The sequence below is a fragment of the Halopseudomonas sp. 4NH20-0008 genome (assembly GCF_057548395.1).
Window position 1 is genome coordinate 311,652 of the sequence record NZ_BAAJMD010000001.1, and the last position, 22,202, is coordinate 333,853.

The following is a 22,202-nucleotide window of genomic DNA, read 5'->3' on the forward strand; positions in this document are numbered from 1 at the left end:
TCAATCCGCCAGCAAGCGCTTTATCGCCTCGCGCAGGTCCTGTATCTGCAGCGGCTTGGTCAGATAAGCGGCAACATCCAGATCACTGACCCTGGCACGATCAGCCGGCAGCGCGCCGGCACTGATGATGATGACCGGCAGGTCCCGCGTTCGCGCGCTGCTGCGCAGCGAACGCAGCAGGCGGTCACCCTGCATATCCGGCAGATCGATATCCAGCAACAACACTTCGGGCGGCCGCTCGGTGATCAGGTGCAGTGCTTCCAGCCCGTTCTCAATCAGTCTGACCTGTGCCAGATCATTCAATGCATGCTGAACCAGAATTTGACTGGCGCGGTCATCCTCGACATACACCAGATCATGCAGATCCGCACTGGCGCCGGCCTCCCAGTCGCTGCGGGCACTGACTGACAACTGTGCCTGCTGCAACTCGATCCAGAAACAGCTGCCCACACCCAGGTCACTGCGCACCCCCATACTGCCACCCATCAGCCCAGCCAACTCACGACAAAGTGCCAGGCCTATACCGGTCCCTTTGATCGCTCCGTTCTCATGGCCAAGGCGTTGAAAAGGTTTGAACAGCAACGACTGGTCAGCCTGGCGAATACCCACACCATCATCCTCGACCAGCAGCTGTACGCGACCATCCACGAGCTTGCAGCCAAGCCGGATAGTGCCACCAGGGCGATTGTATTTGATGGCATTGCTCAGCAGGTTCAGCAGTACCTGACGCAGTCGGCGGGGTTCCGCACGAACCAGCAACATGGTCGACGGCTCTTTCAGCTCCAGATTGATACCGGCCGCGCTGCGCTCCGGCTGCATCTGCTCAGCACAGGCCTTGAGTATGGCCCAGGCATCCACTGACTCAAGCTGAATCTCCGGCCGTTCGGCTTCAATCCGGGCCAGGTCCAGCACATCATCCACCAGCAGGCACAAGTGCTGACTAGCGATCAGTATTTCATTGACCTGACGCTTGAGCTGCGTAAGTGGCATTTCACGCTCGATATCCAGCGCCATCAATTGGGCAAAGCCCTGAATGGCGTTCAAGGGTGTACGCAGCTCGTGGCTCATGCTGGAGAGGAAGCGTGTCTTGGCAATGTTCGCCGACTGAGCCTGCAAACTGGCGGTACGCAGTGCTTCCTGGGTAGCCTTGATCGCATCAATGTCGACATGGGTACCGGCAATGCGTGCCGGACGTTGCAAGCGACGGTCAATTTGCACCACCCGGCCACGGGCCAGCAGCCAATGATAGTTACCTTCCGCGTCGCGTAGACGGTACTCGGCATCCAGGCGTCGATCCAGACTGCGCGGCAACAGACTGTCACGCGCCACAGACAGATCATCAGGGTGCACACGAGCAAGAAAATGCTTCACATCCAGGCGATTATCCGGCAAGCCGAAACGCGCCGGGAGACGACCTTGAAACTGGATCAGTTGCTGCCCGACATCGACTTCCCAGAGGCTTTCGGTCGTTGACTCGAGCACCCGCTCCAACTGCTTGCTGGTATCCAGTCGACGCTGCTCACTGTCTGCCAGGCGGCTGCCCAAGCCTGCCGCTGTGGCGGACATGGCCTGCAGCTCGACAATCGGCGATTGGATTGGCGCAGGAAACCACTTGCCCTCACCAATTTCATCGAGCATCTCCCCAACCCCGGCAATCGGCTCCTGTAGCTGGGTACTCAACTGCCGCGAACGAATCCACATGGCGACAAAAAACAGGGTATAGAACAACAACAGGCCAAGAATCAGCAGATAGCCAATGCGCTGAAAATGGCTGGCCAGATCATTGGTCTGCCGAAACACATTGGCCTCATCGACCAGCGTGATCAGCTTCCAGCCGGTCTCAGGTATATCCGCCCAGGCCGCCAGTTGCGCTCGACCACCCAAGACCACCGGCTTTAGCCCTTGGCTCTGGCTCTCCACCAGCATCGCCAGGTCGCGGGTATCGGTGCGGTTGATAAGGTTGAAATCACCCGGTTTGAAAATCTCCTGACGGATGGCCTCGTGGTAACTGAAGCTGGTCAGCTCATCCAGACCCAGGTCGCGCTCACCCGCCTCCGGCAACGCCATGATGTTCAGCTCATCGCTGACCAGCAGGGCGTATCCGTCCCAGGGCAGATCAAGACTGGCAATTTCTTCAAGAATGTTGTCGACAGTGATGTCCAGCCCGACCACCCCTTCGAGAAAGTCGTCCCGATACACCGGGGCCATGGCGGACATCATCCAGCCCTGACCGGCTGGATCAACATAAATGTCGGTCCAGGTAACCTGCCGCGCGGGATTATTCACCGCATCAGCGAGGTAATAAAAATTGTACTCGGGAATAGCCATATCATGGGGGTACTGCTCCGGTGTCAGAAACCAGGGCCAGATACGGTTGTAACTGTCGTGAGTGTTGAAATACACCGCCGCGACCAGACTGTTGCGCGCTTCGATGGACTGCATCAGCGGGTCCAGACGCGACAGTCTCAGTACCTTGTCCATGTCCTGCTGCTGTTCTGGCGTGGCTGTCGAATAGAAGGATGCCGCACCACCCCTGTCCTGTGGACTGTAGAGCACACCTGAGTCTGTGCGGGCAAGATTGTCGCGCTCTGCATCAAGGCTGGCACTCAGCGGTACCTGTAACGCCTCAAGGGTCTGGTCAGCAAACAGGCTGGTCAGGTCGGCCACCGACTGCAGTCGCTGACTGACCAAACGCGCTTCCTGTGCCGCCGCACCCTGCAGGTCCAGCAGCGCCGTCTCACGCAGATGCGACACCTGGGCATCCCGAATAGCAATATTGGTCAGCAGATACGCCGCCACCAATACGGTTTCCACCAGGACCAGAGGAATCAGCGCACTCTGCACAAAGGCGCGCCACATCCACTGCCTGAGTCCTGTTCGGTTTTCCCTTTGCATGCCATTCAAGCCATTGAGTTGATTGATATCAGTCCCTGCGCAATGATCCTTTGCTATTCTGTGCCGAAATGCCAGACCACCCAGGATCCCCGTTATTGTGAATCATCTGCACGCATTCTGGCATACCCTTAAGCACGCCTTTGGCAACCTTATGCCGATTGTGCTGGTGGTTGGCCTGTTTCAGATCTTCGTGATTCGTCAGGTGCCGGACGGACTGGGCAGCATGTTGCTCGGCCTGGGCATTGTCATTCTCGGTGTGGCCATCTTCCTGCAGGGCCTGGAGCTGGGTATTTTCCCGGTCGGCAAGAATCTCTCCAATGCCTTCGCCCGACGCGGCTCACTGCCGCTGCTGATGGCCTTTGGCTTCAGCCTGGGCTTCTCGGCGGTAGTCGCCGAACCAGCCTTGATCGCCGTTGCCCAGCAGGCCGAAGAGATCAGTGGTGGCCGCATAGACAGCCTGATTCTGCGCTTGCTGGTAGCCCTGTCGGTTGGCCTGGTGGTCGCCGTGGGGGTACTGCGCACCCTGCTTGGTCACCCGTTGCACTGGTACATGATCATCGGTTACCTGCTGGTCGTGACAGTCACTTTTTTTGCGCCCGCTGAAATAGTCGGTCTGGCCTACGATTCCGGCGGCGTCACCACCAATATTGTCACCGTGCCGCTGATTGCTGCACTGGGTATTGGTCTGGCCAGTTCGATTCGGGGGCGCAACCCGTTGGCCCACGGTTTTGGCCTGGTTGCGCTGGCGGTTATGGTGCCGATGATTGCCGTGCAGTTCTACGGCATCGTGGTCTATACCCTGTTCCCGGTTGAAGCCAGTCTGACCGAGGTGCAGATGCTCGCGAGCCAGGCCAGTGAGGGACTGCCAATAAAAGATAGCCTGGGTCGGCAACTGCTGGTCATGCTGATGGACCTGTTCGGCATGCTGCGCGATGTATTGCCGATTATCCTGGTGATTCTGTTTTTCCAGTACGGCGTGATCCGCAAACCCATTCCCTACGTACGTCGGGTTATTCTCGGTTTTGCCATGGTCATTCTCGGCCTCTACGCCTTTGTTATTGGTCTCAAACTCGGCCTGTTTCCAGTCGGCCGCAGTATGGCAGAGCAGTTGATCGGTCTGGATACGCTGCTGTACATCTACCTCTTTGCCTTTGCCATCGGCTTCGCCACCACCATGGCTGAGCCTGCTTTGATCGCCATAGGTCAGCAGGCCGAAGAAGCCGCCAACGGCAAATTGCAGGCCAGGCATATCCGTTTACTGGTCGCGCTCGGCGTAGCTATTGGCATCAGTATTGGCGTACACCGGATCATCACCGGCGACTCAATCCACTACTACATCATGGCCGGCTATGCGCTGGTCATTCTGCTGACCTTTCTGGCGCCGCGCTTTATTGTGCCCCTGGCATTCGATCTCGGCGGGGTCACCACCTCAGAGGTAACCGTACCCCTGGTTACCGCTCTGGGCATCGGACTGGCAACTAATATAGAAGGTCGCAGTGTACTGATCGACGGCTTTGGTCTGATTGCCTTTGCCTCCATTTTCCCAATCGTTACCGTCCTGCTCTACGCTATTGTCATGGAGCGGATCAAGCCTGCCATAGGAGAGACACCATGAAATTCTCGGTTTTGGTGGCCATGCTGGCCGAGGACCTTGAAGAACAGGCCATTGAAGTGGCCAAGGCCGCCGGCGCCGGCGGCATGACCATCCTCAACGGCCGCGGACTCGGCGCCGAACAGAAAAAGACCTTTTTCGGGCTGACCTACGAGGGCAGCCAGTCCGTACTGATTCTGGTACTGGAAAAGAAACTGTCACTGCGGGTCATGAAACGCCTGGTCGCCGAGCTGGACCTGAACAATCATAGTCGCGGGGTGGTCTTTACCCTGCCGCTGGAACATATTGCCGGCATTGATCACCGGCAGATCGAACAATTCGAAGAACTGATCAAGAACGAGATCTGACCCTTTCAGGAGAACTGCCATGCTGGTCAAAGACATCATGAAGTCCAATGTCGTCACCGTTTCAGCCTTTGCCACCGTGCGCCAGGCAATGAAAACCATGCGCGAACATGGCATCAAGTCACTGGTCGTGCAAAAGGGCAACGAACATGATGCTTACGGACTTATCACTTACAACGACATCCTCAAGACCATAGTCGCTGAAGAAGGCGATATTGACCTGATCAACGTCTATGACATCTGCACCAAACCGGCACTGATTGTATCCCGTGAGCTGGAAGTCAAATACGTCGCCAGGCTGATGGTCAACATGTCGATTCACCGTATTCTAGTGACCAATGCCAACGAACTGGTGGGCATCATCACTATGAACGACATCGTCAGTGCCATCCTCGAAATGGCCGACAACGAACAGTAAAAAACCCGGGCAGTCACGCGACTGCCCGGGTTTTTCCTGGCGCTTGAAGCTTGAAGCTTGAAGCTTGAAGCTTGAAGCTACTGTCTCCCGATGTAACCAGGATTGAATACCACCTGATCGCCCTGGATCATGTCGAAAATATCCTGCGCAGCAATAGCCGGGTCTTCCCAGTCTGCAGCCCGGTCATTTTCCGGATTGGCCAGCGGGCCCACCGAATGGCGGCTGATCTGAGTGCGCATGCCGGCCGGCGCGGCAATAAATACCTTGATATTAGCCTCGGCCAATTCCTGAGCGGCTGTCTGGAACAGGCCGTGCAGAGCGTGCTTGTTACCGGCGTAGTGTCCAAGTCCGGGCGGCGCAGCGCGCATGCCAAGAATCGAGGAGACGTTCAATATGGTCCCGCTACCCTGCTCACGCATGATCGGAATAACCCGCTGAGCCAGATCGACATAGGCCCAGTAGTTGACCTCGAACATATGTTGCGCCTTGGCAATATCCATCTGCTCCAGCGTAGCCAGATAGGAATAGCCGGCGTTATTGAACAGGTAGTCAATGCGACCGAAGGCCTGCATGGCCGCATCAATGACGTGCGGGCGCTGAGCCGCCTCAGCCAGATCAACCTCAACCACTACCGCCTCACCACCCTGACTGCGGATCTGTTCCGCCAGCGCCAGTGATGGTTCCGGACGGATATCCACCAGCACCAGCTTCATGCCCTGCGCTGCGCCGATCAACGCCAACTCGCGACCGAGGCCGTAACTACTGCCAGTGATAACCGCGACCTTGCCGGCAAAGGGCTGTTCTGCCGATGCTGAGGACGAGGCATTGACTGCCAAGCCTGAGAGTAGAAGAACCAGTCCCAATAAAGGGCTGACAAGCCACTTTAACTGTACGAATGAAAACAACTGACGACCTGACATGAAAGACTCCTCGGTTATTGATGCGCATACCTTAGCGGAGGCCAGACGGTCTGCGACTTGCCGAAACAATTGGAGACAATACTATGACCTCCGGCGTGATTACGTCATAAAAAACTTGACCCGTCCCAAACGCCTACCATATGGTAGGCAAATGGACACCAGAACCCAGATACTCAGCATTGCCTCAGACCTGCTTCAGCGACAAACCGTCAATGGTTTCAGCCTGCAGGATGTAGCTGATCGCGTCGGCATTCGCAAGGCCAGCCTGTTCCATCATTATCGAAACAAGGATGCCCTTATCGCCGATGTTCTGGAAAACAGCTTAAACGCGTTTAGCAAGCGCGTTGAGAACATGCAGCAGCAGCCCCCTGAGCGCCAACTGGATGCCTTCCTTGGGATCTATCAACACAGCATCGGGGCCGGCACCCGACTGTGCTCGGTCACTGGTGTTACTGGTGACTGGGACCACCTTGGCGAGGAGCCTCGACGCTGGGCTCTGGCTTTGCTCAATGAGCAGCATACTTGGCTGGAGAAGATTGCCGAGCTCGGCGGCCTGGCCAACACCCCTGAACAGGCCGAGTGCTGGGCGGAACAGGTGATGATCAGGGTCCAGGGTGCCATGCTGCTATCGCGGGTCAAGAACAGCCCACTGCCACTGGAGCACACTATCGCGCAACTGCGCAGCGAGTGGCCAGGCAACAGCCACAAAGGCTGAAAGACAGAAACAAGCATTCCAGCCCTTCAGGGGCTTTTTTTAGTCACCAAATAACTACCGACTGGTAGGTAGTTAAGGAGCACCTCATGAACATCTCACGACTAGGTCGCAGGTTTCGCATACGGCTGGTTCAGGGTCTGTCATGGCTTTTTCCCGAGTACTTCGGTGCTATCGGCACGCGACTATTCCTGCAACCGCAACGCGCAGCACCTGTTACGCGCTGGCAGGATGCCTTTGCTGGCTTTGAGAAGTCGGAAATAGCCATCCAGGGACTGCGCATTCCCTACTGGCACAAGGGCAACGGACCACAGATCCTGCTCGTGCATGGCTGGGAAAACGACCATTTTGCTCTGGGCGGTTTTGTCCAACCCTTGCTCAATCAGGGTTACTCAGTGGCCGCACTGGATCTGCCGGCCCATGGCGAAGCTGAGGGCCAGTCCGCTCCGCTGCCGCTGATAGCCCAAGCCATTGCGGCGGTGAGTAACGCCCTGCCGGGCCTGCATGCGGTTATTGCCCACTCGGTCGGCGGTGCAACCAGCGTTCTGGCCATGGAGGAGTACGGACTGAATGCCAAGAAACTGGTACTGATTGGCGCGCCGCAAGCGGCCAGCAAGCAGGCGGTAGGCCAGGCGCTGGCTAACGGACTGTCTGCCAGGGCAATCAAGCGCATGCAGCGGCAGCTACAACAGCGGTTAGCGGCCCCTCTGGAGCGCTTTCAGGTGGACCGTGGACTGGCGCTCATACAATGCCAGGTTTTGCTGGTACACGCACAGGATGACCGGGTCGTCCCTATTCAAGCAGCGCATCAGAATGCCGCCGCACGCCGGGCGCAAACGCTATGGCTGGATCAAGGCGGACACAACAGGCCCCTGGGTGATCCCCTGGTTATCGAGTCAGTCATCGACTTTCTGAAAAAAACCAGGGGTCGAAACCGTCTACCGGCTGGACTACGCTATCATCCACGTTTCGCACACAGCAGCCGCCAGCAAAACGCCGATCACATTCAGGCAGAACCGTCATGAACAGAAATGTTGCCGTACTGACCGCCGCCACCTGCGCAGTGGGCACTCAAACCTTTGTTTTCGCCGGTCTGTTGATTGAACTGGCTGCCGATATGGGCATCACCGTCGCGGTGGCCGGTTATCTGGCTGCCGCTTACGCCTTGACCTACGCCTTTACCGCGCCCTTTATTGCCCTGCGTACCGGCCAGTTGGAGCGTCGCCGGTTGCTGTGGATCGCTTTACTGGTAATGGGCGCGATCAACCTGACTGCCGCCATGGCCAGCACGTTCACCGAGTTGATCGCCCTGCGTATATTCGCCGGGCTGGCCGCCACGCTGGTCACACCCGTGGTGCCTGCCGTGGTGGCGAGCCTGTTACCCCCTGAACGACGCGGCCCGGCACTGGCCATGGTGATGGGCGGCATGGTCCTGGCGTTCATGTTCGGCATGCCGCTAGGCAGCCTGATCGGCGCACAGTTTGGCTGGCGCTCCACGTTCATTCTTGCCGCCATACTCTGTATTGGCGCTGCGCTGGCGATCCGTCTGGTACTACCCCGGGTCACTAGCGAGGACCAGACTGGCTGGCACCTGCTGAAGCTCGGCTGGCACCCGCCAGTGCGCCGCCTGCTGATCATGACTCTGACGTCCTTTTGCGCCACCTTTTGTGTCGTGCCCTTTATTGCGCCGGTAATGAAAATCATCATTGGCAGTACCGAATGGGTGGCACTGTCACAGATGCTGGTAGGCGTAGGTGCCCTTGCCGGTGTCATCCTTGCCGGCCGACTGGGAACACCCAGCAATCCGGGCCGGGTTCTCAAGCATGCCTTCGTCGCCGTGGCGGTCACCCAGCTGCTCTATTCAACATCCATGATCTGGTTGCCGGGCATGGGCGCCATCAGTTGGCTGGGCTTGAGCTGTGCGGTGGTATTCGGCGCATCTGCCTTGTTCTTCATGACCCCGCTGATGCAGGGGCAATTGATCGAAGCCGCGCCGCATGCCCGACAAGTCAGCCTGGCACTGAATGGCTCCATGATGTTTCTCGGCCAGGGCGCCGGTGCAGCGGTGGGCGCCCAGGTCACCCAGGCTTTTTCCATGCCAATGATCGGGCTGGCCGGTGCAGGCGTAGCCATGATCGGCTGGTATTGTGCCCGGCGCCTGGAGGCCAGCCCCATTCACCTCGCCAGCCAGGGGGCTGCCTGAGAGGCTGATCAGATACTGCGCTGGTTTACCCGGGCTGAGAGGGCATCTGCCGATTCACGGCGTTCGGAATAACGGTCAACCAGATAGTCGGCCTGTTCGCGCAGCATCAGGGTGAATTTCATCAACTCCTCCATGACGTCGACAACGCGATCGTAATAGGCCGAGGGCTTCATGCGGCCATGCTCGAACTCGAGAAAGGCCTTGGGTACCGAGGACTGGTTGGGGATACAGACCATCCGCATCCAGCGGCCCAGCACCCGCAGTTGATTTACCGCATTGAAGGATTGTGAACCGCCGCAGACCTGCATCACCGCCAGGGTCTTGCCCTGGGTCGGGCGCACTGCGCCCAAGGCCAGCGGCACCCAATCGATCTGTGACTTGAACACCCCGGTCATCGCACCATGACGTTCCGGGGAGCACCAAACCTGACCCTCTGACCATTGCATCCAGTCACGCAACTGCTGCACCTTGGGATGATCATCGGGGACGTCATCGGGCATGGGTAAACCGGATGGGTCGAAAATACGCGTTTCCGCGCCCATCCGTTGCAACAAGCGCGCGGCCTCTTCAACCAGTAAGCGGCTATAGGAGGTCGGGCGGTTCGATCCGTACAGCAACAGAATACGTGGCGGATGCTGCCATTTCAGCGGCTGGCCCAGCCGGGCTGTGTCCAGCGCGGGCAGCAAACCAGAATCCAGCGCAGCCAGTTCATCTTTCATTGTCATACTCCTTGAGCAAAATTGACGGGGTCGATCCCTGCCCGCATCGGAACACTGGTGCAGCACCAGACTAAAGCGGAATGCCTGCAGGTCAGATCAGCAGCAGCGTCGCCAAACCCAGGAAGGCAAAGAAGCCGACCACGTCGGTAACCGTGGTGAGAATCACACCGCCTGCCAGCGCGGGATCAATACCGAAGCGCCGCAGTATGAGAGGAATGGTCAAGCCGGCGAGCGCGGCACAAACCAGGTTGAGCAAGATCGCCGCAGCGATAATACCGCCAATCTTCCAGCTGTCGAACCAGACATAAGCCAACAACGCTACAACCACCGCCCAGATCAGGCCGTTGAGCAAACCGATACCCATTTCCTTGACCAGCAGCACCCGCGCATTGCCGCCCTCCACCTGCCCCAGGGCCAGACCGCGAATGACCAGCGTCAGTGTCTGACTACCGGCTATGCCACCCATACTGGCGACAATCGGCATCAACACAGCCAGTGCCACTATCTGTTCCAGCGTGCCCTGAAACTGACCAATTACCCAGGCCGCCAGGAAGGCGGTGACCAGGTTGATCCCCAACCACACCGAGCGACGCCGGGTACTGGTTAGAATCGGCGCAAACATGTCGGCCTCATCATCCAGACCAGCCATGTTCATAATGGCGCGATCGGAATCCTCGCGGATGGTATCCATCACATCATCCACTGTGATGCGCCCAAGCAGGGTACCCTGCTCATCGGTAACCGCCGCCGAGAGCATGTCGAGATCCTCGAACTTGCGCGCCACTTCCTGGGTGGAAAGACTCACATCCAGCGCCTGGAAATCCGCATCCATGACCTCGCTGACCTTGGCCGACGGCACGCTGGTCAGCAGTCTGCTCAGGCGCAATACACCCTGATAGCGGTTCTTGCGGTCCACCACCATGAGCTTGTCGGTATGATCAGGCAGGTCTTCCAGCAGGCGCAGATAACGCAGAATCGAGCCAACCTTGATATCGGCGCGCACGGAAATATGGTCGGTATTCATCAGACCGCCGGCACTGTCCTCGGGATAGGACAGCATGGCCACCAGTTGCTGGCGCTTGATCTCGTCCATTGACAACAACAGCTGTCTGCCCGGGCCGGCCGGCAGTGCCTGTATCAGGTCAACCAGATCATCCAGATCCAGCTTGCGCGCCGCAGCCAGCAGCTCTTCCTGCTCCATTTCCAGCGCCAGGGTGGCGCGCACCTCATCATGCAGGTGCACCAGCACTTTACCGGCGCGCTCGGCATCCAGGGTTTCCCACACGCTGCTGCGTTCAGGCGGTGGCAGTGCCTCCAGCAGACCCGCGGCCTTGGCCGGGTGCATATGCTTGAAGACCTTGGTGATGCGTTTGAATTTGCCCGCCTCAAGGGCCTCGCGAATACTGCTGACCTGGCTGAACTCGTGCTCTTCACCGGCCTTGAGTGCCGCTTCCAGGCCCACTTCCTCAGGGTCACGGTGCAGGGCAACGGCCAAAAGCGGATCGAGGTGTCGCAACACGGTCGCTTCCTGCTCGTCGGCAATCTGCTGCCAGACCGCCTGCCGTTGTTCCGCCTCAAGCAGTTCCAGCAAACTGGCCAGTTTGCCCGGATGCATGGCCTTGAGCAGTTTGCGCAGGCGCTTGCGTTTTCCACGTTCAAGCGCGTCCAGCACCGCATCGTGGGCTGTCTGGATTGGACTGTCGCGCTCTTCAATGGTCAAACCGCTACTCCTTGATGGTCTATTTCTCAGTTACTCGCTTCAGACGCTGTTCAGGCGCAGATCATCACCCCTTGGGGGGCTTATTCTGTAACAGGATACGCCGGAGATCGACTGCCAGCAGTGGCGCCATGGCAATCGCGTTGCTGGCATGGGCAATACAGTCGGTACTCCAGACCTGATCAACGCCCGCCGCTCGAATCACCGCCAAGGCATCATCAGCGAACAGCGCATGGGTGACCGCTACATCCACCGAGGCGGCACCCGCCCGCAACAGCTGCTCGGCAGCCCCCGCCAGCGTCCGGCCAGAACTGGCCACATCGTCCATCAACACCACAGCACGGCCCTGTACATCAATATCCGGCAAGGTAATGCTGACGCGGGTATCGCCACTGCGCACCTTGCTGCACACGGCAAAGTCACAACCGAGCGCGGCGGCAGCGCTTTGCACCCACTGCCGAGATTCGGCATCCGGACCGATCAACAGAGGATCGTGCCGTTGCTGGCCAATAAGATCGGCCAACCGGGGCGCACCGGACAGGGCAATGGCCTGTTCAATCGGAATGGCTTCACGCAGGTGACTGATACGGTGCAGATGCGGGTCGACGGTGATCACCGCATCAAACAGCTCGGCAAGAAAGCCGCCGACTATGGTCTGGCTGACAATTTCACCGGGGTTGAAGGCGATATCCTGGCGCATGTAGCCCAGATAAGGGGCTACCAGCACCAAGTGACGGATACCCAGGCGACGCGCGTGGCGTGCGATCAGCAAGAGCTCCACCAGCTTCTCGTTGGGCCTATCCAGACTGCGATACAGCACCAATGACTGTGGCAGCGCCTGATCCTCGGCAAAGGGCAGGGTCAGACGCAACTCCTGATCCGGGAAACGGTGACTGTCGATCTCGGCGGCAGCCAGTTCCGTGGCCTCGGCGAGACGCCGCGCAGGCTGCGCTTCGTCGGCAAAATACAGCAGAAGATCACTCATCAGAACTCCACAAAGACAGAGGGCAACGCCGCCGCATCGCCAATCTGAAAGCCACTGGCGCGCTCACAGCTCTGGCGGGCAAATTCCATTTCGGTCGGGAAGGCAGCGTAGACCCGGTAGAGCACATCACCACTGCGCACCGGGCTGCCGAGCTTGGCCAGCAGATCGACGCCCGCCCCCTGGGCCCGAGGCGCCCCGGCCTGGCGGGCAATGCGCGCCAGTTGCAGGTTATCGATGCCGATCACAGTGCCCGTTGTCGGCGCCTTGACGTCGAAGCTCAGCGGCGCCAGGGGTGGATACTCGGGATCAAAGGCCTTGATGCCCTGCGCCGCAATGATGTCGCGCATTTTTTCCAGTGCCCGACCCGAGTCAAGAATGTCACGGGCAATGGCAAAGCCGTCGCCACCGCGCACGTCCGGATCAAACTCCAACATGCGCCCGGCCAGGCGCAGGGCCTTCTGGCGCAGATCATTGGGCGCATCCGGATGGTTTTCCAGCACGCGCATCACGTCCCGCGCCTCCAGCACCGGCCCGATGCCGTTGCCAATCGGCTGGCGACCATCGGTAATCACCACATCAAGGGCCAGGCCCATGCGTGAGGCAACAAATTCGAAAAGCCGTCGCAAACGCTGGGCATCCGGCATGCTGCGCACCTTGGCGGTGGGACCGATGGGAATATCCAGCAGCAGATGGGTCGAACCGGCGGCGATCTTCTTGGACAGAATCGACGCGACCATCTGGCCCGGCGAGTCAATCGACAACGGCCGTTCAACGGCAATCAAAACATCATCGGCTGGTGACAGGTCACTGGTCCCACCCCAGGCCAGACAGCCACGGTGCGCGCGGACTATCTCGGTCAACTGCTCGAACGGCAGCTCGACCCGCGCCAGCACCTCCATGGTATCGGCGGTGCCAGCCGGCGACGTGATGGCGCGTGATGAGGTCTTGGGGCACAGCATGCCGTGGGCGGCAACAATAGGCACCACCAGCATCGAGGTACGGTTTCCGGGAATCCCGCCAATACAGTGCTTGTCGACCACTGGGTGTTCACGCCAGTCGAGCTTGCGCCCCACCCGACTCATGGCATCGCTGAGAAAGAACACCTCTTCACGATCCAGCTCGGACTGATTGCAGGCCACCACAAAGGCAGTCAGCTCGATCTTGGAATAACGGTGTTCGGCGATATCCTGAACAATATGCCGAAAGTCATCCCGGGACAGCCGTTCACCGGCGATCTTGCGGTGCAGCGCCGGGATCGACAACGGTGGCTCGGCCTGTGAGACGCTGACGCTATGCCCCTCCTCCACAGCCAACTGGGCAAAAGCATCCTCGGACAGCCCCAGCTCACCGGCAGCAACAATGCAGGCGTCATCCACCACGTTGACGCTGGCCAGAATGCGCCGACCGTTGGCGCGCACCTCGACCTTGGACAGCGCCTGAAAGCCCTCGGCTCGATAGACCTCGCAGTCACGGTGCAGATAAGCCACATTTTCCTTGTAGGTATCGATACCCACGCGCCGCAACACCAGCAGCGGGCTGGTGCCCGGTGACTGGGCAGCTGATTCGGGTGCTTTCATGGGTGTTCCTGCTGATATTTTCTTCAATGTACCCGTCGGCAAGCGCAGGTGCCAAGCTCTGATACGCAGAACAGAGTCGAGTTCCACACACAAACCACATCATCAGCACAAATTCGCCAGCGAGACTCTCTCCCAGGACAACACAGGAGAACTTGTCATGCTGAAAACCCTTGGATACATCATTTTGCTGGCGGGCCTATTGGGCCGCATGAGCTTCGCCAACCCAGCACCCGCACACATCAACACCTGGCTGAACGAAGCCGAGAGCGGCGCATTACTGCTGCGGGGTGATGGGCATCAGGAATGGCAGCCTGCCATGCTGCTGGAAACCCGTTTTGATGTGCAGATCAGTGGCCCGGTAGTGCGCGTCAAGGTCGAGCAGCGCTTTCGCAACACCCTCGACCAGTTTGCCGAAGGGGTGTACGCCTTTCCTCTGTCCGAGCGTTCCGGCGTGCATGGCATGCAGATGGTGATTGGCGAGCGGCGCATCGTCGGCCGTATCGAAGAGCAGGCACGGGCCCGGCAGATCTATGAACAGGCCCGTGCCCGAGGTCAGTCCACCGCCCTGGTTGAGCAGCGCAGGCCCAATATCTTCAACACCTCGGTAGCCAACATTGATCCCAACAGCGACATTATGGTGAGTCTCGAGTACACCGAGCTGCTGATCCCCGATGGCCCTCGCCTGTCACTGCGCCTGCCGCTAACCATGACCCCGCGTTACCTGCCCATGGCCGCTGAGCATGCAGAAAACCCGGTGCCCGCCGTGGCGGCCGAGGCCTCAGGACCGGAAGGTCTGATCCTGCCCAGCAGCGGCCTGCCGGATAACTCCCATCGCACCATCCTGTCCATTCAACTGGATGCCGGACAGCCGCTGGATAGCCTCAGCAGCCCCAGCCATGTGATTCAACAGCAGTCCAATGGCAACCGTCATCGCATCGTTCTGCCGGCCGAATCCGTGCCCATGGATCGTGATTTCGTGCTCGACTGGCAGCTGCAAGGCAGCCCATCCAGCCGCGTCAATGTGTTTGCCGAGCGTGTCGATGGTGACCTGCATGCCCTACTGATGCTGGTACCCGGCGATCTGTCCGAGCAAACTGAACGGATGCCGCGGGAAGTCATCATGGTGATCGATACCTCAGGCTCGATGTCCGGTGAACGCATGCGTGAAGCCCGCGACAGCCTGATTTATGCCCTGAGCAGACTGCAGCCGGAGGACAAGTTCAACGTCCTTGAATTCAACCACCAGCACAGCATGCTGTTCCGTGACCTGCTGCCGGCCAATGCCGACAACCTGGCCGAGGCCGAAGCCTGGGTGAGCCGCCTGGAAGCCAACGGTGGCACCGAGATGCTGCCAGTACTGCGTGATGCCCTGTCATTTCCCAGCGACCCCGCGTTTCTGCGCCAGATCATCTTCATTACTGATGGTTCAGTGGGGAACGAGGCCGATATCCTCAACCTGATCGAGCGTCGTCGGCATCGCGCCAGGCTCTTTACCGTTGGCATCGGTGCAGCACCCAACAGCTATCTGCTGCGCAAGGCTGCAGAGCTGGGCCGCGGCAGCTACAACTTCATCGCCCACGCCAATGAAGTGGAAGCCCAGATGGCGCTGTTGTTCGAGAAGCTCGAACGCCCGGTCCTGACCGATCTGCGCCTGGAATTGCCGGCCGGCATTGAGGCTGAATACTGGCCCCAGGAACTGCCTGACCTGTATGCCGGCCAGCCACTGCTGATTGCCATGAAACTGAACCGCATGCCCACGCATCTGACCCTGCATGGCCGTCAGCCCGAGCCCTGGCAGCAGCAACTCAGCCTGCCCGTCGAGCAGCAACATGCCGGTGCAGCCGTGCTCTGGGCACGCCAGAAGATCGAGGTGCTGATGGATCAGCTGAGCCAGGGTCAAGACCCCGAGCAGCTTCGCCAGGCGGTTCTGGATGTCGCCCTCAAGCATCGGCTGCTGAGCGCCTACACCAGCTTTGTTGCCGTGGATGAACAGCCGGCTCGCAAGCCTGATCAAGCGCTGCACAGCCAGGAGCTGGGTAACCGCAACCCGGTCGACCACCAGTACCCGCAAACCTCGCTGGGGCTATTGCAGAAAGGCTTGCTGGCCCTGTTCCTGGGTCTTATGGGTGCTCTGCTGCTGCGCAGGAAAGCAGCATGAGCCGGCGCCTGCGTCATGGCCTGGCTGGTGTACTGCTGCTGGCAGCCGCCGGTCTGGCGGGCCAGGCATGCTGGCTGCAGGCCAAGGCCATTGTGGCCCAATACCTGATTGCCGACGCCTGGGAGCAGAGCCTGCTCTCCGGCGAACCAGTCAAACCCTGGCGCTGGGCCGACACCTGGCCGGTAGCACGGCTGACTGAACCCGGTGGACGTCATCACTATGTGCTGGCCAGCGTCAGCGGTGAAGCCCTGGCCTTCGGTCCGGGCCATCACCCGGCCAGCGCACTCCCCGGCGAAACGGCTACGGTGCTGCTGGCAGGACATCAGGACAGCCACTTTGCCTTTCTGCAGCACCTCAAAGCCGGTGACCTGCTACGCCTACAGGATCTCCAGGGTAACGACCATGCCTACCGGGTCAGTGTTCAGACTGTGGTAGACAGCTCGCAACAGAGCATGCATTTCCATCAGGATCTGGCCGAACTACGCCTGGTCACCTGCTACCCCTTCGCCTCGCTGCACAGTGGCGGCCCCTTGCGCTATGTGGTCAGCGCCCTGCTGGAGCCCCCAACATGATTGCGCAGCAGGCCTTATTGCCGCCACAATCGCCGCTGGCAAACAGGGAAGCGGAACAGATGGGCGAGCGCATACTGATCATCGAGGACGAGGCAGCCATTGCCGACGCCTTAATCTATGCCCTGGGCAGTGAGGGCTTTGAGGTGCACTGGTGTCACCTGGGCCGGGACGGACTCGCCTGGCTGCAACACAACCCGGTCGATCTGCTGGTACTGGACGTCGGCTTGCCGGACACCAGCGGCTTTGAGCTGTGCCGGCAGATTCGCCAGTTTTCCACGGTCCCGGTGATGTTCCTGACCGCCCGCAAGGAAGAGGTCGACCGGATTGTCGGTCTGGAGATTGGTGCCGACGACTATGTCGTCAAACCCTTCAGCCCGCGGGAAATCTCCGCCCGGGTGCGTGCCATTCTGCGTCGTAGTCGCGGCCCCGCGACAGGCAGCTCGGCGCCTACGGAAGCCGCAGCAAACCTGTTTGAACATGATCAACAACGTCGGCGTATCCGTTACCACAGCCATTGGCTGGATTTGACCCGCTACGAATACCTGATTCTCAGCACCCTGCTGCAACGCCCGGAACACGTGCTGAGCCGCGAACAACTGATGGACTCGGCCTGGGACGACCCCGCAGCGAACTTTGACCGTGTGGTGGATACCCATATCAAGGGCATACGGGCCAAACTCAAGCGTATCGAACCGGCCCACGACCCGATTGTTACTCACCGCGGACTCGGCTATAGCCTGGACCTGAACAGCCGGCAAGCGCGTCAATGAGTCTTGGCCTTAGAGTCTTTATCGCCTGGTTCCTGCTGGCCGGCGTTGGCACGCTGCTGTTCTACAACAGCATCATCAATCAGTTACCCTCCTCCATGCGCCAGGCCAGCGAAGAGGTGCTGGTCGACAGCAGTCACCTGCTGGCCGAGCTCAGCGCCCTGCACTGGGACAGCGGCTTTGCCCCCGGCTCGCCGTTCAGTAAGGCCCTGACACGCTACCGGCAGCGCCCGCTGCAGGCCTTGATCTGGTCGCGCGAAAAAAACCAGACCGAACTGCTGGTGTATATCACCGACCATCAGGGCAAGGTGCTGTTTCACCCGGAGCCAAGCCTGATTGGTGAAGACTTCTCCGACTGGCGTGATGTGGCCCTGACCCTGCGCGGTGAATATGGCGCGCGCACCACCCGCACCGACCCCGAGGACGAAAGCACCAGCTACATGTATGTGGCCGCGCCGATCATGGGCAGCGACGGCTTGCTCGGTGTCCTCAGCATTGGCCAACCGACTGCCAGCCTGCAGCCCTTCATTACCCTGGCCAATGCGCACTTCTGGCAACGCGGCGGTCTGATTCTGCTGACTGCGCTGCTACTTGGCGGCGGCATCGCCTACTGGCTGACACACTCCATCCGCCGGCTGGTCAACTATGTCGAGCGGGTACGGCATGGTGAGCGGGCCAGCCTGCCGGTGATGGGCGAACCCGAGCTGGACCGCCTGGCCCAGGCCACCGAGGCCATGCGTGAGGAAATCGACGGCAAGGCCTATGTGGAAAACTATGTGCATACCCTGACCCACGAGATGAAGTCACCCCTCTCGGCGATCCGTGGCGCCGCCGAGCTGCTGCAGGAAAACGACCTGCCCGAGGCTGCCCGCCAGCGTTTTACCCGCAATATCGACGCCGAGTCGGCGCGCCTGCAACGGCTGATCGACCGGCTATTGTCATTGGCCAGCGTGGAAAAGCGTCAGCACCTGGACAGTATTGAAGCACTCGACCTGCGCGCGCTGCTTCATCAGGAGCTGCAGGCCAAACAAAGCCTGATAAGCCGCAAGCATCTACAGATTGAACTGCAGGTCAGCGCGCAAGTGCAGTTGCAAGCCGAGCGCTTTCTGCTCGAGCAGGCCCTGAGCAATCTGCTGGATAACGCCATTGATTTCACACCAGCCGGCGGACGCATCCTGATCAGCGCAGAACCGACGGCCGAACAACAGATACGGATAAGCATTCTGAATGAGGGACCCGCGGTACCCGACTACGCCATTGCGCGCGTATTCGAGCGTTTCTATTCGCTGCCACGCCCGGACAGTCAGCGCAAAAGCACAGGCCTGGGACTCAGTCTGGTACGTGAAGTTGCGCAACTGCACCGGGGTAGCGTGCAGTTATGCAATGTGCCTGATCAGGGTGTCAGAGTTGACCTTATCCTGCCCCGGGAGCAGCTCGACAGAGCGCCCCCGGCCAGACGCCATCAGGACTCGTAGGACTCGATCGGCGGGCAGGCGCAGAACAGGTTGCGGTCGCCGTACACGTTATCGATGCGGTTGACCGATGGCCAGAACTTGTTGGCGGCGACCCAGGGCTGCGGGAACACCGCTTCCTGTCGTGAGTAGCTGCGCTGCCAGTCACCGGTGATATCGGCCAGGGTATGCGGCGCGTTGTGCAGCGGATTATCTTCGGCAGTCCACTCGCCCTTTTCCACCCGACTGATCTCACTACGGATGGTCAGCATGGCGTCGACAAAGCGATCCAGCTCGGCCTTGGACTCACTTTCGGTCGGCTCGATCATCAGCGTACCCGCCACCGGGAAGGACATGGTCGGCGCATGGAAGCCAAAGTCCATCAGCCGCTTGGCTACGTCTTCCTCAGTGATGCCGGACGCCGCCTTGAGTGGGCGAATATCAATAATGCACTCATGCGCCACCCGGCCGTTTCGTCCGCTGTACAACACCGGATACGCCTCACCCAGGCGCTTGGCCAGGTAGTTGGCATTCAGAATGGCCACCTCGGTGGCCTGCCGCAGACCCTGCGCGCCCATCAGCGCAATGTAGGTCCAACTGATCGGCAGAATGCTCGCACTCCCCCAGGGCGCGGCGCTGACCGCACCGTTGGCCGGATTAGGACCATCCAGTGGCACCACCGGGTGGTTGGCCACGTGGGGTGCCAGATGCGCCTTGACGCCAATCGGACCCATACCGGGACCACCACCGCCGTGCGGAATACAGAAGGTCTTGTGCAGGTTCATGTGCGACACATCGGCACCGATATCCGCCGGCCGTGTCAGCGCCACCTGAGCATTCAGGTTGGCACCGTCCATGTACACCTGACCGCCGTGCTTATGGATGATGTCGCAGATCTCGCGAACACCCTCTTCATACACGCCGTGGGTAGAAGGGTAGGTAATCATCAGACAGGACAGGTTGGCCGCGTTGTCTTCGGCCTTCTGACGCAGGTCGGCAATATCCACGTTACCCTGGTCATCACAATTGACCAGCACCACGCGCATGCTCGCCATCATCGCCGAGGCCGGGTTGGTGCCGTGCGCGGAAGTCGGAATCAGACAGACATTGCGGTGCTCGTCGCCATTGGCTTCATGGAACTTGCGGATCGCCAGCAGACCAGCATATTCACCCTGGGCACCGGAGTTGGGCTGCATGCAGATAGCATCGAAGCCGGTAATCTCGCGCAGCATGGCTTCCAGCTCGTCGATCATCACCTTGTAACCCTGGGCCTGTGCCAAGGGGGCAAAGGGGTGCAACTGGCCGAACTCAGGCCAGGTGATCGGGATCATCTCGGTGGTCGCATTCAGCTTCATGGTGCAAGAGCCGAGCGGGATCATCGCGTGGTTCAACGCCAGATCCTTGTTCTCCAGCGACTTGATATAGCGCAGCATCTCGGTTTCCGAGTGATAGCTGTTGAATACCGGGTGGGTCAGGAAGGTTGACTGGCGCTGCAAGCCAACTGGAATACCCAGACCCGCGTCAGCGACCTGAGCATCCAGCGCGTCCATATCCAGGCTGTCGCCCTGACCGGTGAAACAGGCCACCAGGGCTTCAACTGTGGCACGAGTGCTGGTCTCATCCAGGCTGACACCCAGATGCTCGCCGTCAATCAGGCGCAGATTGATGCGCGCCGCACGCGCACGCTCAACGATGGCCGAGGCATTACCTGGCACCCTGAAGGTCAGGGTGTCGAAAAAGTGCTGGTTCTGGCGACTGATGCCGCGGCTTTCCAACGCCGTAGCCAGAATCGCCGTCAGGCGCTGAATGCGCTGGGCAATGGTTTTCAGCCCTTGCGGCCCGTGGTACACCGCATAGAAGCTGGCGATATTGGCCAGCAGTACCTGCGCGGTACAGATGTTCGAATTGGCCTTCTCGCGGCGGATATGCTGTTCGCGGGTCTGCAACGCCATGCGCAGCGCGCGGTTGCCGCGGGTATCGATGGATACACCGATGATCCGTCCCGGCATGGCACGCTTGTAGGCGTCACGGGTAGCAAAGAACGCCGCGTGCGGCCCGCCATAACCCATGGGCACACCAAAGCGCTGAGCCGAACCGAAGACCACATCGGCACCCAGTTCACCGGGCGGGGTCAGCAGGACCAGGCTGAGCAGGTCAGCGGCCACACAGGCCAGGCCGTTCTGTGCATGGACCTGATCGATCAGCGGCTTGATATCGCGAATCTCGCCCCAGGTAGTCGGGTACTGGAATAGCGCACCGAATACCTCGTGCTGGCCCAGATCAGCCACATCATCCACCACCACATCAAAGCCGAAGGCTTCAGCACGGGTCCTGACCACGGAAATGGTCTGCGGGTGGCAATCCTGATCGATAAAGAACAGGTTGCTCTTGCTCTTGGCCACGCGCTTGGCCAGCGCCATGGCTTCGGCGGCGGCGGTGGCTTCGTCCAGCAGCGAGGCGCTGGCCAGTTCCATGCCGGTCAGGTCGATGGAAATCTGCTGGAAGTTCAGCAGCGATTCCAGGCGGCCCTGGGCAATCTCCGGCTGGTAAGGCGTGTAGGCGGTGTACCAGCCCGGATTTTCCAGCACGTTACGCAGGATCACCGTCGGTGTCAGCGTGCCGTGATAGCCCATGCCGATGCAGGAGGTATAGATTTCGTTCTTGCTCGCCACATTCTTCAGGTACCCCAGCACCTCGGCTTCGCTGCGCGGACCCTGCATAGCCAGCAGGTCCTTGCGCAGTATGCTTTGCGGCACGGTCTGGTTGATCAGCGCATCCAGCGAGTCAACACCCAGCGTATCGAGCATGGCCTGCTGCTCTGCGGCATCCGGGCCAATATGTCGGCGCAGGAAAGCGTCAGTCTGTTCCAGATCGGTAAGGCTTGGGGTACGGCTCATGGGGGCACCTGTTGAAAATATGTAGGGCTGAATCGTTATGTTCCGGGACCGTCCGTGCCTGTCAGATACAGATTGGATGGGAAACCTTGATCAGTTGCACATAGCCAGACTAGCGCCGTTGGCTTGCCCCTGTTCCAGACCGTCGACGCCCTGGACGGGCGTCGTCGAGCTCACAGGGATGTGCTTGCAGCGGGTCTGGAACAGGGGCAAGTCAACGGCGCCAACCCCATACTCGCTTGATCAAGGTTTACCGAG

17 protein-coding genes are annotated in these 22,202 nt (G+C 59.7%); 10 read left to right on the top strand and 7 right to left on the bottom strand.

What is annotated here, in order from left to right; all coding sequences use genetic code 11:
* The gene (locus tag AC27HQ_RS01380) at positions 1-2,895 is read right to left on the bottom strand and encodes an ATP-binding protein (protein WP_487154022.1); all 2,895 of its coding nucleotides are present in this window, start codon (positions 2,893-2,895) and stop codon (positions 1-3) included.
* A 97-nt stretch (positions 2,896-2,992) separates the two neighbouring features.
* On the opposite strand from AC27HQ_RS01380, the gene AC27HQ_RS01385 reads away from it, so the two are divergent.
* From AC27HQ_RS01385 to AC27HQ_RS01395, 3 genes are read left to right on the top strand one after another with little or no spacing between them, the layout of a single operon-like run.
* Positions 2,993-4,510: a DUF1538 domain-containing protein gene (locus AC27HQ_RS01385; protein WP_487154023.1), complete on the top strand. Its 1,518-nt coding sequence runs from the start codon at positions 2,993-2,995 to the stop codon at positions 4,508-4,510.
* Complete coding sequence (locus tag AC27HQ_RS01390) at positions 4,507-4,854, top strand: P-II family nitrogen regulator (protein WP_487154024.1); 348 nt, start codon at positions 4,507-4,509, stop codon at positions 4,852-4,854. The genes AC27HQ_RS01385 and AC27HQ_RS01390 overlap by 4 nt, the downstream gene beginning before the upstream one ends.
* Before the next feature lie 19 nt (positions 4,855-4,873).
* Positions 4,874-5,269 (top strand): CBS domain-containing protein, encoded by a 396-nt coding sequence (locus AC27HQ_RS01395; protein ID WP_487154025.1) that lies wholly within the window; start codon positions 4,874-4,876, stop codon positions 5,267-5,269.
* A 77-nt stretch (positions 5,270-5,346) separates the two neighbouring features.
* Here the strand turns inward: AC27HQ_RS01395 and AC27HQ_RS01400 are convergent, their stop codons facing one another.
* Entirely contained in the window at positions 5,347-6,189 is an 843-nt protein-coding gene (locus AC27HQ_RS01400) for an SDR family NAD(P)-dependent oxidoreductase (protein WP_487154026.1), read from the bottom strand.
* A 151-nt stretch (positions 6,190-6,340) separates the two neighbouring features.
* Here AC27HQ_RS01400 and AC27HQ_RS01405 point away from each other — a divergent pair, with 151 nt between their 5' ends.
* The 3 genes from AC27HQ_RS01405 to AC27HQ_RS01415 all read left to right on the top strand — a co-directional run bounded on the left by AC27HQ_RS01405 (position 6,341) and on the right by AC27HQ_RS01415 (position 9,104).
* A complete protein-coding gene (locus tag AC27HQ_RS01405; RefSeq protein ID WP_487154027.1) occupies positions 6,341-6,904 on the top strand; it encodes a TetR/AcrR family transcriptional regulator in 564 nt (187 codons plus the stop codon).
* 86 nt (positions 6,905-6,990) lie between these two features.
* Complete coding sequence (locus tag AC27HQ_RS01410) at positions 6,991-7,926, top strand: alpha/beta fold hydrolase (protein ID WP_487154028.1); 936 nt, start codon at positions 6,991-6,993, stop codon at positions 7,924-7,926.
* Positions 7,923-9,104: an MFS transporter gene (locus tag AC27HQ_RS01415; RefSeq protein ID WP_487154029.1), complete on the top strand. Its 1,182-nt coding sequence runs from the start codon at positions 7,923-7,925 to the stop codon at positions 9,102-9,104. The genes AC27HQ_RS01410 and AC27HQ_RS01415 overlap by 4 nt, the downstream gene beginning before the upstream one ends.
* Positions 9,105-9,112: 8 nt before the next feature.
* Here the strand turns inward: AC27HQ_RS01415 and arsH are convergent, their stop codons facing one another.
* The 4 genes from arsH to AC27HQ_RS01435 form a co-directional block, all read right to left on the bottom strand.
* A complete protein-coding gene (gene arsH / locus AC27HQ_RS01420) occupies positions 9,113-9,823 on the bottom strand; it encodes an arsenical resistance protein ArsH (RefSeq protein WP_487154030.1) in 711 nt (236 codons plus the stop codon).
* 91 nt (positions 9,824-9,914) lie between these two features.
* Positions 9,915-11,543 (bottom strand): magnesium transporter, encoded by a 1,629-nt coding sequence (mgtE, locus tag AC27HQ_RS01425; RefSeq protein ID WP_487154031.1) that lies wholly within the window; start codon positions 11,541-11,543, stop codon positions 9,915-9,917.
* 64 nt (positions 11,544-11,607) lie between these two features.
* Entirely contained in the window at positions 11,608-12,525 is a 918-nt protein-coding gene (locus tag AC27HQ_RS01430) for a ribose-phosphate diphosphokinase (RefSeq protein WP_487154032.1), read from the bottom strand.
* On the bottom strand, positions 12,525-14,102 hold the full coding sequence (locus tag AC27HQ_RS01435; protein WP_487154033.1) for a thymidine phosphorylase family protein: 1,578 nt from the start codon (positions 14,100-14,102) through the stop codon (positions 12,525-12,527). Before AC27HQ_RS01435 ends, AC27HQ_RS01430 begins: the two co-directional genes overlap by 1 nt.
* A gap of 157 nt (positions 14,103-14,259) precedes the next feature.
* Here AC27HQ_RS01435 and AC27HQ_RS01440 point away from each other — a divergent pair, with 157 nt between their 5' ends.
* From AC27HQ_RS01440 to creC, 4 genes are read left to right on the top strand one after another with little or no spacing between them, the layout of a single operon-like run.
* Positions 14,260-16,260, top strand: coding sequence for a marine proteobacterial sortase target protein (locus AC27HQ_RS01440; protein ID WP_487154034.1), 2,001 nt, complete (start codon positions 14,260-14,262; stop codon positions 16,258-16,260).
* Positions 16,257-16,832, top strand: a complete 576-nt coding sequence (locus tag AC27HQ_RS01445) for a class GN sortase (RefSeq protein ID WP_487154035.1) — start codon at positions 16,257-16,259, stop codon at positions 16,830-16,832. The genes AC27HQ_RS01440 and AC27HQ_RS01445 overlap by 4 nt, the downstream gene beginning before the upstream one ends.
* A 59-nt stretch (positions 16,833-16,891) precedes the next feature.
* Complete coding sequence (gene creB, locus AC27HQ_RS01450; protein ID WP_487154192.1) at positions 16,892-17,602, top strand: two-component system response regulator CreB; 711 nt, start codon at positions 16,892-16,894, stop codon at positions 17,600-17,602.
* Complete coding sequence (creC, locus tag AC27HQ_RS01455; protein WP_487154036.1) at positions 17,599-19,074, top strand: two-component system sensor histidine kinase CreC; 1,476 nt, start codon at positions 17,599-17,601, stop codon at positions 19,072-19,074. The genes creB and creC overlap by 4 nt, the downstream gene beginning before the upstream one ends.
* Here the strand turns inward: creC and gcvP are convergent.
* Positions 19,062-21,947 carry an aminomethyl-transferring glycine dehydrogenase gene (gene gcvP / locus AC27HQ_RS01460; RefSeq protein ID WP_487154037.1) on the bottom strand — a complete coding sequence of 962 codons (2,886 nt, stop codon included), beginning with the start codon at positions 21,945-21,947 and terminating at the stop codon, positions 19,062-19,064. The genes creC and gcvP overlap by 13 nt on opposite strands.
* Positions 21,948-22,202: the final 255 nt, after the last annotated feature.